General features: G+C 44.0%; 18 protein-coding genes and 1 pseudogene. All 19 read right to left on the bottom strand.

From position 1 onward, the window contains the following. Positions 1–50 precede the first annotated feature (50 nt). The 19 genes and pseudogenes from TZ48_RS16170 to TZ48_RS16085 all read right to left on the bottom strand — a co-directional run bounded on the left by TZ48_RS16170 (position 51) and on the right by TZ48_RS16085 (position 14,242). Positions 51–466, bottom strand: a pseudogene (locus TZ48_RS16170) (GNAT family N-acetyltransferase). Positions 467–724: 258 nt separating this feature from the next. Further along, positions 725–1,663 (bottom strand): LysR family transcriptional regulator, encoded by a 939-nt coding sequence (locus tag TZ48_RS16165; RefSeq protein ID WP_112479914.1) that lies wholly within the window; start codon positions 1,661–1,663, stop codon positions 725–727. Positions 1,664–1,761: 98 nt separating this feature from the next. Beyond that, entirely contained in the window at positions 1,762–2,094 is a 333-nt protein-coding gene (locus TZ48_RS16160) for a hypothetical protein (protein WP_112479913.1), read from the bottom strand. Further along, the gene (locus TZ48_RS16155) at positions 2,084–2,578 is read right to left on the bottom strand and encodes a DMT family transporter (protein ID WP_239670924.1); all 495 of its coding nucleotides are present in this window, start codon (positions 2,576–2,578) and stop codon (positions 2,084–2,086) included. The genes TZ48_RS16160 and TZ48_RS16155 overlap by 11 nt, the downstream gene beginning before the upstream one ends. Beyond that, the gene (locus TZ48_RS16150; RefSeq protein WP_112479911.1) at positions 2,575–3,012 is read right to left on the bottom strand and encodes a DMT family transporter; all 438 of its coding nucleotides are present in this window, start codon (positions 3,010–3,012) and stop codon (positions 2,575–2,577) included. Before TZ48_RS16150 ends, TZ48_RS16155 begins: the two co-directional genes overlap by 4 nt. Beyond that, the gene (locus TZ48_RS16145; RefSeq protein ID WP_112479910.1) at positions 3,009–3,524 is read right to left on the bottom strand and encodes a VOC family protein; all 516 of its coding nucleotides are present in this window, start codon (positions 3,522–3,524) and stop codon (positions 3,009–3,011) included. Before TZ48_RS16145 ends, TZ48_RS16150 begins: the two co-directional genes overlap by 4 nt. After that, a complete protein-coding gene (locus TZ48_RS16140; RefSeq protein WP_112479909.1) occupies positions 3,524–3,883 on the bottom strand; it encodes a carboxymuconolactone decarboxylase family protein in 360 nt (119 codons plus the stop codon). The genes TZ48_RS16145 and TZ48_RS16140 overlap by 1 nt, the downstream gene beginning before the upstream one ends. A 238-nt stretch (positions 3,884–4,121) precedes the next feature. After that, positions 4,122–4,259, bottom strand: a complete 138-nt coding sequence (locus TZ48_RS24460) for a hypothetical protein (protein WP_162674624.1) — start codon at positions 4,257–4,259, stop codon at positions 4,122–4,124. Positions 4,260–4,318: 59 nt separating this feature from the next. Continuing rightward, positions 4,319–5,680: a serine hydrolase domain-containing protein gene (locus TZ48_RS16135; RefSeq protein ID WP_112479908.1), complete on the bottom strand. Its 1,362-nt coding sequence runs from the start codon at positions 5,678–5,680 to the stop codon at positions 4,319–4,321. A gap of 40 nt (positions 5,681–5,720) precedes the next feature. Further along, a complete protein-coding gene (locus TZ48_RS16130; RefSeq protein ID WP_112479907.1) occupies positions 5,721–6,851 on the bottom strand; it encodes a DcaP family trimeric outer membrane transporter in 1,131 nt (376 codons plus the stop codon). Between the two features lie 34 nt (positions 6,852–6,885). Then, positions 6,886–7,632, bottom strand: a complete 747-nt coding sequence (locus TZ48_RS16125) for a hypothetical protein (RefSeq protein ID WP_239670923.1) — start codon at positions 7,630–7,632, stop codon at positions 6,886–6,888. A 263-nt stretch (positions 7,633–7,895) separates the two neighbouring features. Next, positions 7,896–8,864: a helix-turn-helix domain-containing protein gene (locus tag TZ48_RS16120; RefSeq protein WP_112479906.1), complete on the bottom strand. Its 969-nt coding sequence runs from the start codon at positions 8,862–8,864 to the stop codon at positions 7,896–7,898. Positions 8,865–8,973: 109 nt separating this feature from the next. Next, on the bottom strand, positions 8,974–9,963 hold the full coding sequence (locus tag TZ48_RS16115) for a linear amide C-N hydrolase (RefSeq protein WP_112479905.1): 990 nt from the start codon (positions 9,961–9,963) through the stop codon (positions 8,974–8,976). Positions 9,964–10,183: 220 nt separating this feature from the next. After that, entirely contained in the window at positions 10,184–11,407 is a 1,224-nt protein-coding gene (locus TZ48_RS16110) for an FUSC family protein (protein ID WP_112479904.1), read from the bottom strand. Positions 11,408–11,415: 8 nt separating this feature from the next. After that, positions 11,416–12,279, bottom strand: coding sequence for an HlyD family secretion protein (locus TZ48_RS16105; protein WP_112479903.1), 864 nt, complete (start codon positions 12,277–12,279; stop codon positions 11,416–11,418). Between the two features lie 8 nt (positions 12,280–12,287). Continuing rightward, the gene (locus TZ48_RS26380) at positions 12,288–12,491 is read right to left on the bottom strand and encodes a DUF1656 domain-containing protein (protein WP_112479902.1); all 204 of its coding nucleotides are present in this window, start codon (positions 12,489–12,491) and stop codon (positions 12,288–12,290) included. Between the two features lie 263 nt (positions 12,492–12,754). After that, positions 12,755–13,240 (bottom strand): GNAT family N-acetyltransferase, encoded by a 486-nt coding sequence (locus TZ48_RS16095; protein WP_112479901.1) that lies wholly within the window; start codon positions 13,238–13,240, stop codon positions 12,755–12,757. An 18-nt stretch (positions 13,241–13,258) separates the two neighbouring features. Further along, positions 13,259–13,774 (bottom strand): GNAT family N-acetyltransferase, encoded by a 516-nt coding sequence (locus tag TZ48_RS16090; RefSeq protein WP_112479900.1) that lies wholly within the window; start codon positions 13,772–13,774, stop codon positions 13,259–13,261. Further along, positions 13,775–14,242, bottom strand: coding sequence for an ASCH domain-containing protein (locus tag TZ48_RS16085; protein ID WP_112479899.1), 468 nt, complete (start codon positions 14,240–14,242; stop codon positions 13,775–13,777). It abuts the gene before it with no gap.

The following is a 14,242-nucleotide window of genomic DNA, read 5'->3' as shown; positions in this document are numbered from 1 at the left end:
TAACACTCTGCGCTCGCGTCCTAACCTCTTAACCCTGCGCTCTAAGAAAGCTAGATATCCAGATTAGCGGATGAGTTAAAAGAGTACATTTTTACTTCTTGGCGCACTTCCCATCCCATGGATTGATAGAACTTTTGCGCTTGCTCGTTCTCTGTATTAACAAATAAGTGGGTCTTGCTGATACCAATATGTGCAAACGCGGCGGTCACTTTCTCAACCAATGTTTTTCCAATCCGTTGACCTCGATATTCTTCATCAACCGCGAGATGTTGAAGATAGCCCCGACGACCATCTGTACCAGCAAGAACTGCCCCAACAACTTTGCCATGAACCGTCGCAACGAAACTCATGTTTGGGTTCTTGTCGAGATAAGCCGTCACATTTTCTCGCTGTCGGCTTCACGGATTAGCATATGCTCTGTTTCATTCCACAATGCCATCACAGCATCATAGTCCGCGACCTGCATTTCACGATACGACACGTTCATTTGAGTAACTCCTTTTTACCTCAACGACTTCAACGGTGTAGTTCGAACAGTAGCTTTAAAGATGACGGCAAACAAATCTGGCTCCCTGCTCTATTTGTCGTTGTTAGTTCGGCGATGCCATACTAGCGTACCCCTCAGAGTTTAAACGTTTTTGTATCTGTGGTCATAGAAATTAAGAATGTGTTTTAGAGTCCAATCTCGATAACGAGCAATGTACTAGCAGCTAATTGGAGCTAACTAACGTGCATCCCAATAGCATAACCCTTGAGCATTGTTATCGATAAATTTTTCTTCCAAGAAATCGATAACAACGCGCACCTTTGCAGCTAGATTATCAGTATCTAGATAAAGCGCGCTAATCACTTGAGGCTCGGCACTGGTGGATACTTTGTAATCTTCCATAATAGCTACCAAGCTGCCATCCTTGAGGTGCTCACCTATCAGCCAAGATGGAAAAACAACAATTCCACTACCGCCTATCGCCGCCGACACTAAAGTCTCAGCATTGTTACTGTGTACCGCTCCCGAAACCTCAAAAGGCTCAAGCTTGTCAGTACCAACGAACCAACGCTGCAAACCCGATGTGCCGCGAAACACTAAACAGTTGTGCTGTTTTAGATCGTTTGGTGTCTGAGGTGAGCCCATAGATTTTATATAATTTGGGCTTGCTGCCATTACATAACGTTGGTCAGCAAATCGCTTCATCCTTAGTGAGGAATCTTGCGGAACCCCAATTCTGATAAGAAGGTCAATCGCTTCTGCCGCCGGGTCAATGAAAGCATCCGTTTGATGAATTTCGACTTTGAGTAGAGGATGCCGTTCGAGCAGTTCTGAAAGGTATGGGGCGATATGAAGGCGACCAAAAGCGACTGGCGCACTTATTCTTATGGTTCCTCGGGGCGTATCGGCTCTTTGTTCTATTTGCTCGACGACACGTTCGTACTGGTGGATCATTTCCCCACAGTATTTACTAAAAGCCACACCTTCATCGGTCAGAGAAATGGAACGAGTATGGCGATGGAGAAGTTTACTGCCGACCTTTTCTTCAAGTTGTGCCATTTTCCTAGACACAGACGACGGCGTCATATCATGAGCGCGGGCGACGGCTGAGAAATTGCCGAGCTGAGTAGTCATCAAAAACAGTTTGATTTCCAACAAGGTGACATCGTAATTCACTAAAACTCTCCTATGTTTAGTCCCTAAGCGTAACCCTTAAAAATGAAAAAGGACAAGCTCTCTGTAAGCTTGTCCTCTCTTTTTTGTACTCTTGGCGATTATGAATTCACAGCACCAATAATGTTCTCAGTAACAATAAACTGAGCATCTTTAGCGAACGAGTTGAACTGCTCGACAATCGCTTGCATTTCCCCTGTTTGGACATCTTCTAAGAATGCCTCTTCTGAGCTCACTTCAATTACCTCAAAGTAATCCCATGGTGAAGCGTTTTGCGTCCCAAACATGTTCAGCCCTTTGTATACGTTAAATGACGATACACTGTTTAGTCGATTTACTGTCGGAAGATCGGCTTCCTTAGCCCAGTCTAAATACGCGTTTTCATCTGCGTCATGTTTAAGGTTGAAAAATACAATTAACGTTTTAGCTGACATTCGAGAGTTCCTGTTTCAGTTCATTTTCAATAATGGGTGTTTTTTGTCGATTGGCAAAATAGATACACACCAATGCGCCCGCGATACACAACATGGCAGCCAAGCGCCAGTAGTTTAGTTCTATTTGTGCGTTGCCGAGCCAGCCCTGAGTATCAATGACTAAGCTCATAATCATCTGGCCTAAGATGGTTGAAATGCTTGCCATCGCCACACCTACTCGAGGTACAGCGGCCACCATCACGACCATGTAAACGATGCCAGACAGTGCACCAGTAAGTTGCCACTTAGGCACAGATAACAGAGTCACGTCATAGCTTGGTTCAAAGAAAAAGATCAATAGACCCGTGATCACCGTGCCCATCGCAAACGTCAGCAGTGAACTTTCAATGACCCCCACCTTAGCGCCAAGCTGACCATTAATCGCAGCTTGAGCGCTCAGTGCCATGCCAGAAGCAATAGCGAGTATTACGATCGCAAACATCATTGTGCTCCCAAATAAACAAAACAAAGTGCTAAACCGACCAACACTAGTGCCACTAGTCGTAGCAGATTCGTCGCCTGCTTTTTCACTCCAAACCATCCAAAATAGTCAATGGCGAAGCTCTTGGTGATTTGCCCAAGTAAGACACAAATCATGGTCATCGCAACACCAAGCAATGGCGTCGCGAGTGTCAGCACTACCACATAAATCGGCCCTAGTAGCCTCCGACAAGCTGCCACTTTGGAATGGAATTCCAATCGGTAAATTTCCCACTCGGTGTAAAGAAACGAATCAACCAAAGCAATGCCGTCCCCACCCAAAATGCTCAGTGTTGCCCATAAGTGCCCCACTTCCTCTCCAAGCGGCCCTAAGAGACCCGCCTCGAAAGAAAGCCCCATACCAGCCAGCACAATCAGTGCGATAAAGATAAAATTCATCGTGGGTCAAACAACACGACTGCACTGTCACTTTGGTATGCTTTACCCTTTGGGTAAGAAACCAACTCAAGTTGCATGCCCCACGGAGCCATAAAGTAGACCCACGACTCGCCAGCGGTTGGTCCGTCGGTCATCACACTTGGCTCTCCGAGGACTTCGATACCTTGTTCTCTTAGGTATTGAACTGCTGCATCCATATCTTCCACATAAAAAGCTAGATGGTGCCCACCAATATCCGCGTTGTTTGGCGACGTTTTGCAGCGAGCGATCGAGTCTGAGTATTCAAAAATCTCTAGGTTAATGCCTTTAGCGCTCATCACCGCAATCTTGGTGATCTCCGCGCGAGGATCCACATTTAGATGCTCAGCCATCCAGTTGTCGTCAGACGCAAAAGGGCCAAACTGGTACGCTAGCTCGAAGTCAAAGTGCTGCTCAAAGAAAACGATAGCTTGCTCTAAGTTCGGCACAGTGAAGCCAATATGATCCGGTTTTCTAAGTCCTGGAATAGCCATTAAATATCACCTCTTTCATGACGAAGTTTATTAAGTGCACCCATGGTGGTCGCGCCTTTATTAAAGCCGGTGTAAGCCGATGCAAAGATAATCAACTCTTCAAGTTCTTCATAAGTTGCACCCTGCTTCAATGCCATATCTACATGCGCTCCAAATGGGTTACCTTCCCCAGTGACGTTTAGCGCCATTTGATCGATAGCAATACTGATTAGCGCTTTGGTTTTTTGGTCGATTAATGGCATTCCCCAACCTTCACCAGCAACACGAACGGTCATGTCACCCCATACCGGGTTGATAGATTTGAGACCTTCAATCAATGCTTGGTCATCAAGCACCGCATTTTTATATTTGTTCGTCATAACGACACTCTCTTTCAAAAACTGTTTAGACCGCTTAGCCGAGTCATGTCAGCGGATGAGAGGCATTATAGAGAGATGGGAGTTGGGAAAAACTAGCGGATGAGAACAACACTTGTGCATGATTTGCATAGATACATTTCTAGCCGCTAGAACTAAAAAAACGACGTGTAGAGAAATCTACACGCCGTCAAATCATTTAAGAACTGTCGCCAAACCAATAACTGGCAGTTTCAGAGCTTCACTTTAGCAACGTCGATACCGCATTTTGGTGATGCATCTCTTTGGGTGCAATCTCATGCTCTTGATGTCTCCCTTCAATGAGCATCCAACCTAACAGTGCTAAAGCCATTAAGAATATCCAAACCATCAATTTCATAACTTTTCCGTATTTACACGCAGGCATCAAAACCCGTTCTTTTGAATCTGCGTAGGCTTTTAATTGATAGATTGAACAATGGCTCTTGCCATAGACTCTTCTTGGTCTTGACCATCACCGGTAGAGAACCAAGCCACTACTGTATTTGTCGAAGGCGAAACATACAGTCCTTGACCACCTACGCCCGATTTGTACATATCACCTTCGGAAGTCACTGCATCCCACTGATAGCGATTGCTAATTTTTCCAGCATCATCAGCAAAAGAGGTGGTAAACTTCTCGCCAATAAAACCATCTGGGTACTGATTGATGTATTCACGGTCATGGAGCGTGTTCATGATGTTTTTTGATAATATAGCTTCACCCGCGAGCTGATCTGCGCTCGGTGTAAAGACCATGCCAAATCTTGCAAGATCTCGAAGTGTTGAGTTCACGCCCATAAAACCAAGTGTGTTTCCAGATGGACTCGTTAGGTAGTAAGCATCATGCTCCATGCCCAATTTACTCCAAATGCGCTCGGCAAATACTTGATAGAGAGGTTGACCTGTTACACGCTCAACAATGCGATTTACAACAAAGGTATTAATTGAGTTGTATTCAAATTTTTGGTGACCCGGTTTCGTTCTTTCCATGGCACGAAGTACAGCGTCCCAACTTTCATTACGCTCGCGAACATCTGCGACAAGACCTACCTCTTGAGTCGCAGCCCAGCGATACCAGATTTGATCTGGGTTAGTTCTAGCATCAGGATTTGGCTCGTCATGTTCGGTGCCGTTCAGTCCTGTGGCCATGTCCAACGCTTCTTCGACTTTCACCGTATCCCAAACCGATCCTTCTAGCTCTTCTAGGTAGTGACTCACTGGTTTCTTAACGTCAACTTTGCCTTCTTGTTCAAGCAGTGCCATAACCGTTGAACCGGTTACTTTAGAGACAGACATCCACAAGTGTTTGTCCTCAGGACGCATTGTTTTGTAGCGTTCAAACACAATGTTTCCATCCTGCACTACTACCATGGCATCAATAGGTTTGGTTTCAAAGTGTTGGTCGACAGTGATTTCTTTACCATCACGATTATTAAGATACTTAATGTCGCTAATATCTTTGTTAATCGCATAAGGTAACGTCGAAACCTGACCACTACGAGGTACTTGTACACTTGGGTAGAACTTAGACATATTTACCCATGCAAACTCTGTTTTGTCAGAAGGAAACTGTATTTTCACCTTATTCTCTGGCTGATTAAAGAAACGACTAATCTCTTTCATCTCATCGATAGAAATAGAGGTACTCAACTCACTACTATTCGCTAAAGTTGGTCCCTGGGTGTTGAGTTCTTGATTTGCAAATGCGACACCAGACATTGATAACGCACTATTAATAGCTATTGTTGCAGCTAAAGATTTCTTTTTAAGATCTTTCATTGTAATTACCAAATTAGAATTAAATTAAAAAATTGTCTCGTTAAAAATCATATTCCATCGCAAATATCAAACGATGATTATCGCGACTTTCTGAATAAGAACGTTCATAGGTTGTATAGTTATATTCCAATCCGAGAACAAGGTTCTCTCTTGCTGTCCACTTTAGGTTCGCAAGCCCCATTTCCGTAGACGTGAATGTGTCACCTTGGCCATCGTATGGATCCGCTTGCCAGCGACCATAACCGAAAGTGGATTTCAAAGTATCCGTCCATGAATGTCCGATTGCCGTCCATAAAGACTGAGAATCTCGGATATGAAATTGACCATTTTGTTCATCATAGATAGGACCGGTTTGACCAATTCCTAAAACGTAACGATCGTTCCCTCGACTATTGAAATACGCCATTTGAAAGTGGTCTTTATCACTCAGCTTAATACCACCGGATAGGTGTGCTGCCCAACCCGTATCTGAGAGCGTCTCGCCTTGTCCCAAGTCGGTCGTTGTAACGCGATTGACGACACCAGCTGCACGAAACCAATATCCATCAGTGTTTGTCTGCAAACCTATGACCAAATCCGGATAGGTTGAAGAGTTATCAATACTCACATCAGGATCTTCAACTTGAACTCGGTTAGAACCACTTTCTAGCGCAATGTCATAACGGAAAGAACCAAAATTCTGCGACCATCGCACCATCGGCTGACGAGTAAACACGACACCGCTAATTGTTGGCTCCAACACCGAGTCAGGCAGTCGATTAATGTCCATTAATGTTGACCAAGTTTGACCGACCAACAGCGAACTGTTTCCCATACGCCAATTGACATAAGCTTCACGCAAACGAAGATCCATCTTATTATTGTTAGAGTTGTTGAAGTCGACAGAAATAAACGAGTTCAACGATTCATCGCTATCAAGTTCAGTCTGGGTACCGAAGTTAATTTTTGTCAGTGTCGTATCAATGGCAATACTTGGCTCTTCATTTTTTCCGTAAAGGACATTTGCCAAGTTATTTGAACCGATACCTGAAACATCGCTATCAGCAATAACCGCACCAACTACTTTCCCTGAAACTTCCATTTTTGTTTTATCTGTCAACTCAATGGCGTTGCTCGTTGAAGGTAATAGTGCAGCTAGGAAGGCTAAGTAAGGTGGCATCACTTTACTCATGTTAGATACTATCTTATATTTCATCATATTTATTTTAGAAGTAGAATTTGTAGTTAGCCCAAACAACGGTGTCGTTCATTGACTCATCAATACTGGAGTTGCTTATCTTTGTATTTGTATTGGTAACCTTAATTTGTCCCCAACGAGTTCTATCTTGACTAAATGGCGTTGACATAACAAAGTTAGTATTCAAAACGGAAACATCAACATCGCCTGATAGATAGTTATACTCAGGGAAAAAACCAAAATACGTGCCGTCTTTTCCGGCGGTATAGAAAATATATAGCGCTGCAGAACCGCCATAGGCAAAGTCATCGTTGGAGTTTGAAACCGATTTAAGATCGTCTGATAGCTTGCCTGCTAATGCCCCTGCTCTAGGAAATATGTTGAGTCCTTTAACACCTGAGTCAATTGCTAAAGTCACACCCGGTGAGACTGAAGTAAATAGCGTATTATCAATAACATCAAGAGATGCCGCATACCTTGGGAGGATCTTGCTATCATTTGGAATAACATGGAAATATTGAAATCGACTGTCGGAGTACTTCCCATCGCGATCCATTGCAGCTTCAAGTGTAAACATACCGGTTTGACCGTTTTCGAAACTCATATCTCCAGAGATCGACCCTTTGAATCCACCTTTATTGTTAAGTGCTACGTATGCGGATCGGTTCGTGGCTGTTAAATCAGCGGGGTCCGGCGTTTTTTCTTCTGCTATAGAAGGTGCAGTGAAGGCTATGGCTAGTAATGAGGTCATAGACTTTGTATTAAATTTCATCATTGCGTCTCTTTTCTATGATGTTATATAACAAAATCCATTTCTAATTCAGTGGCTATTTATAAAATAAAAACTGAATATCCCTCTGTGTCAGTAAGTATATATTAGCTATTATCATCTATTAATTACAGGTCACTTAAGGACATTTAACAGGTCACTTGAGGACATTGCAGACAAAAAAGGCTATTAGCTTTCTATCTAAGTAGAATACAAGCTAATAGCCTTTAATATCTCTATATTTTCTAGAAAGTGATAAAATAATCGATTTACAAGTTTATTTGCGTTCTAATTTGTGCCGGAGTAAATCCAGTCATCGATTTAATAGCTCTATTAAAATTAGACACGTCTCTGTACCCCATTCTATAACTAATATCACTCACGGTATCTTCGGTAGCATGAAGGAGGTGTTGCGCTTTTTTAAGTAGTGCTCGTTTTTTAATGGTATTAAAGGTCGTATTGTGATCTTTAAAGTACCGATAAAGGGTTTTAGTTGTCACTCCGAATAAAGAGGCAAGCCAGTCCAATGTGAAATGTGGTAGATGACAGTAACTATCCGATAGCATCTCAATTTCTTTAATATCCCGAGAAGTAAGGGGCTTGTTTACTACAGGTTGTAAACCCTCAACACCACTTAACTCCAATTTCATGAAGGCCTGTCCATAATGAACATTCATATCGGGGAACAAAATGTCTGCATACTTTTTTCCTTGGTGCTGATCTGTCATTACGTTCAGTAATGACGGAACCCAATCATCACCCAACCAGTGGCGACATATATAAGTGAGCATAGCGACTCTGAACCATTCATAAGCAACGCTACCGGGGAAAGAAGGTTTCATTTCACTGCGATTACACCAACACCATTGCCCGTCTATCTCTACCAACCAGTAGGTGCTTTGGCGAGTAAATGAATGAGCATGTCGCATCATAGACTCAATCACTTCTCGAAACTTCGCTCCCTTTTCCACGACGTCCCAATGACCTTGTATAAAACGTTGCGCTGCTCTCTGTCCTACCCAAATAGGGAGATCGTCATCGCAGTACTTTGACATCGCGTTAAGAAATAAAGAAAAACTCTTCGCTGGAATCCAATCTTCCGAACTAGAGTAATCAATCGGTAAATCGAATTCCTTGGCAGTGGCCTGCCACTCAATCCCCTTGGCTTCAAAATAGGGAGTGAAAAAGTGCATTGATTCAGAAGAGGTAAGTAGCAAAGGAATTGGAGACTTTCTCATAACTTTATTCAACCTTAAAAGATTAACACCGATAACATATGCAAGGTATCAAGGATTACTGATGGAACGCGTCATAAAAAAGGCACTCCCTAGAGTGCCTAAATAAGGTTTAAAACTTCGCCATATACGACTTATCAAGCGGCATTCTGAAATCCTTACCCATCATGTCGTAAACGTTGAATTGAACCGTATTCCAGTTTTCATCGAAGTTGTACTCGAATACCGTGTCCCCTGTTTCAAGACTCTGCGTGATGGTGTATTCCGTTGCGTACCCTGACATACCGTGACCAAAGTCTTTGTATGGCGCATCAACTGGGACTCGGAACGGAACCGTTGACAACTTCATCATGCCATTGGTGACGCTTGTAGGTTGCTCTAGGTGACTCATAAAGTAGTTTGCGTGTAGGAAACGACTGTGAGAATTACCGTTGCCGATAGAACCATAGTCAGTATCACGCGTTGCGTCTTTAAAGCGCGGTTCCACTTCTTTAAGTTGCTCAAGTTGAATCTTCATCGACGGATCATTGGTCATAACCATAGCGTCTTCACCTCGGTAGGTATTGATACCGTCTTCATCCATTTCGATGACAAGTCGGTCACCACTCTTATCGGTAACTGACCAGTGCAGTTTCATTTCAACCGGCATACCTTCCATATCAATGGATGCGAACTCAATATTTGGTAGAGCTTTCACGACTTCATCAACTGACGCATAGCTTGCCAATAGATACTCTGCCACCGTAAACTGAGTCACCTCAGAGCCTTTTGTCGCTTTCTTCATTGTCATGTCAGGGTAGAAAAGCGCGTTTACCTGCAGACCTTCGCTATTGACGCCATCCGCGACAAGTTCGCCGTAAGCAAGCACGGCAACCATGTCATATTTAACGGTATATTTGTCACCCAAGCCGTTGCCTTGGATAGCGCGGATGTCGCCTTTGTTGATATTACCCAAAACAGGTTTGGTCGATTCCATCCAATCCATCGTTCTTGAGGTAAAGGTGCCAAGCTCAGTATTCCAAGCTACTGATGTACATGCGTCAGCGATGCCCGAAGCCAAAGTGCCAGCGAGAAGTGCGATAGTTATTGCTTTTAATTTCATGGTAACTCCAAATCACGTTAAGGAACGATATGAAGTGTAAAATGGCAATCGAAAATCAATAACTCTGCAGTAGAGGATTGACTCCTCACCTAAGCTTTAATAGAGAACACTTTCGAGTAAAACTCAATGAGTAACAATGACATAAACAACATCACTATCATATTGAGCGGCCCCTGTATGTTGAATGAAGGGACTAACTCAACCGCACTAGCAGGTATGTTCACAAGGATGTTCCCCGCAAGCGCCTTGAGTGGCTCATTTTAAGGATGTCACACAAGCGCCAAAGCAACACAGCATTACAAAAATAGAGCGTCAGAATCTGCCATGCTTCAGTAAGCGAAGGCATGATAAAGGTGTATTGCAACAACAAAAACGATGCAATAATCGTGTAAAACAACATGATGTATTTCACCGCCTTGCCCGGAATCGTCAATATGTTCGCAGCCAAAACACCTGCCAATGTTGGAAACAGCACGCCATTAGGTACTGGCATGTAAATCCACAAAGCAAAAGCCGTGACAGTCACACAAGCTGCAATGTTGGCAAAAAATATCCTTTTCTCTTTGGGTAGAGACATTTGCGACAGCATAGACAAACTTTTTTTGTTGATGTGATGCAATGGAACATCGCCTTTACTTGCAAGAAAGCCTCGAACTTTTTCAGTCAATTCATCAAGAACTTGCAGATCGAGTTCAGATACGTTCGCCATATCTCCAGAACTCGCTTGCTCAACGATCTTGCTTGCGTTGTCGACAGCCGTACTTAGCTCCACCAGCCTCTCTCTATGACGGGATAAAAAGTCACTATCTTCTACCGGAAGAGAAAGCAATTCCTTTAATCCATTAGAGGTCTTCTTCACGCTTGCAGCTAGCTTGCTGATTTCTTCAAAGTCGGGTTTATCGGCCTTAAGCAAGGTTGAAAGCGTTTGGAGGTCAGCCAACCCAGTTTGGGCTCGTTTGATGTAAGCTTCATCCGTTGACGTTGGCCAAACCAATCGATACACCAATGAGAAGACCACTACACCGAGTACCGTATCCTGCATTCTCAATATCGCAGTATTGATAACCGAGGCACTGTCCGCCGAAACGGAGCTAGAAATGATTAAGCAGACAGTAATCGCAATATTGAACATATAGCCCAATGAACGGTGGGACTGATAATACACACAGACCCACAAGAAAGCGGTGAGTGACGCGATAAACATCACTCGATCTTGTGCAAACAGCCCAATTATCAGAAACGCAATAGCAGTACCTATCACCGTGCCATAGAGGCGATTGCGGCTTTTTTGTGCCCAATAGCCATATATCTCTAAGGTTGCAAGTACAGTCACCGTAAGCATCGACCACGATGTTTTTGACCACCCTAGCGACATAGAACAAAACATCGCGAGAACTAACGCGAGCCCGTACTTAATGGCCGCTTTCATAGACGGATTTAACATAGCTCACCTCAATCAGACAAGATCTGAACAGAAGCTGTGGTTCCAACACGCAGCTGAAGGTCGTCTGGGATGCGGTCGAGCTTTACTTTCACAGGTAAACGCTGCGCTAACCTAATCCATTGAAAGTTCGGGTTCACGTTTGGAAGTAGCGCATTCCCCGTGCTTCCATCCGCTTTTGAAATGCCGTAGCCGATGCTTTCTATTTTGCCTTCTAAGGCCTGTTTGCTATCAGACAGCAAAGTCACTCGTGCATTTTGGTCTAACTTAACATCGCTTAAGTCTGTTTCTTTGAAGAAACCCTCGATCCAAAAGCTATTCTCATCAATCAATGCGACAACAGGCGCGTTAGCAACTACCTGAGAGCCTACTCGATAATTCAGGTTAGTAATGTATCCATCGACTGGGGCTTTGACTTCGGTGTATTCAAGTAACAGCTCTGCCTCTTGGGTGTTTGCTTTCGCGGCGGCCACATTTGCCTCTGCAGTCTCTACTGCACTCTCATAGTTGTTCAATGCCAATGTCGACACCGAGCCTTGTACTTTATGTTCTAGCGCCTCTGCTCGATGCTGCTCATTTTGTGCTTTTCTAAGCAGTGCTTTTGCCTGTTGCTCTGCCGCTTTAGCACTCGCTAACCCCGCCTTGTATTGGCTGTCATCAACTTTAAACAAGACATCGCCCGCTTTGACCTGTTGGTTATCGGTCACGTGGAATGCGACAACCTGCCCAGTCACGCGCGGAGTAACCTGAACAATGTGTGCTCGCACCTGTCCATCTCGTGTCCATGGGTTTTGAACGCTATGTGTGTAGTACGCGTAAGCACCAGCTCCTGCTGCTATAGCAAGAATCGCGGTAGTCATGGTTTTGTGAAACATAAGTCACCTCATACAAAAGGAATGAGCAGACCAATGATCAGACTCATTAAAATAAATAAACTGATATCTGCGATGGCAGGGTAAGCTATGTGCCTATAGACGTTAAACTTAGCGAACATCGCAGTGACAAAATGGGTAGCTATATAGGAGAGCGAAATCACCAATAGAAAGGGTGGAATGTAAATTTCGCCAATGGTTATTTCATGTGGCATATCGAATCCTCTTAAAGTGAGAATGCATTACACCTCACTAAAGAAAACACGCACACTCTGCAGCAGAGGATTAAAGCCTCACCTATTGATAGGAAATGGATATAGGACGTCTGAACTGCAGAGACACTGCATGAAGGAAAGATATTAAGTGAAGAAACTATGGAGGTGTCGGTCAGATTTATCGCTTACGGTGACAACTTGAGAGACTCGGTTACTACCAGAACTAGAATCTATCTAGGATCAACCACAGTTGCTACTGTGGCTTAGAGCGTTTTTTGCCAGTATCCAACATCTAGCCAGCGGTCAAACTTGAAGCCAATTTGTTTAAAGTGCCCGACTTGCTCCATACCCATTTTATGGTGGAATCTGGTACTTTGATCGTTAGGTAGTGTGATGACGCTCATGACGTTCTTGATACCATCGTCACGTAATCGGCTAAATAATTGCTCATAGAGCCTACTACCCACCCCTTTTATCGGGCACTCAGGGGAGAGATAAACAGAAGATTCAGCCGTAAACCTATAGGCGCTTCTCGCGTTCCATTGCTTGGCATAACAGTAACCTATCACTTGTCCTTGGTGCTCATACACAAGCCAAGGCATCTGCGAGTCAATCAGCATCTCAATACGCTCCGCCATTTGCTGCGCTGACACAATTTCTTCTTCAAACGTGCACGTTGAATGGACTATGTAGTGGTTGTAAATCGTTGCGATAGCATCCGCATCCGCTGCGGTGACATTACGAATCAAAGAGCAATCCTTGTGACATTAGCCGCGGTGAAAGATGTGGTCATCATAGGTTTGATCACCAATTTGATAGGCGTCTTTATCAACCTTAGTCAGCACAAAGCCGCATTTCTCTAACACACGCTCTGAACCTCTGTTTCCTTTTGTCACAATCGCGGAAAACGTGTTGAGATCGAGATCGCGCTCCGCCCATTTGATTAAAGCTTCTAGCGATTCAGTACCAATCCCACGCCCATGAAATTCAGGCAGAAGCAAATACCCCACTTCTGCACAGCCATCAATGACTTTAAAGCCAGTCACTCCAACGGCTTCACTAGTTTGCTTTAGTGAGATAACCAAACAGAGCCACTGTTCTGAGCCTTTGACCCATGTCGGTAGACGCTCTTCAAATCTCGCTTGAATTTCTTCATCGCTAGGTTTATCGAAACAAAGCTCAATAACCTTGGGCTCGGTCTGTAAGCGTTTAAACAAGTCAAGATCGGCTTGAGTGATCTGCGCCATAGAAAGACATTCAGTTTGGATAGTGATACTTTTCATTTAGCTTGGATACACCTTTTTAAAACGCTCTAGCACTAATTCACTTTCGGGCGAAAACACAACACCAATTTCGTTAGCGTACCATTCGAAAAACTTAATATGTGCCTCTTTCCACCAAGCGTAGGTGCGATCGCCTTCTCCCTCTGCATGTGCGAATTCTTCGCTCACTTGATTGAACGGACACACTTCAACAGACGTTAATTGAATCACACATATCGGGTTTTGTTGCCAATCTAAGACAAGCGAATAGCTGCCTACTTGAGGTAATGGCTCGTCTTCGGCATCCCAACCTGCTTTTAGTCCACATGATGCGGTTTTGATCCCTTCGTTGATCAGTCTGGCGCACTCGTTGGCGTTGTATTCATCGGCGCAGTAGTGCTCAGCAATGACGTTGTCGATATCGACGCTTTCAGGGTTCGGCAGAGTATCGAGAAACTGTTGGAAAAACTCTCGTTGAATCGGTGTCAT

The organism is Vibrio variabilis (assembly GCF_003263785.1).
Taxonomy (GTDB): domain Bacteria; phylum Pseudomonadota; class Gammaproteobacteria; order Enterobacterales; family Vibrionaceae; genus Vibrio; species Vibrio variabilis.
This window is presented reverse-complemented; position numbering and strand designations above follow the sequence as displayed.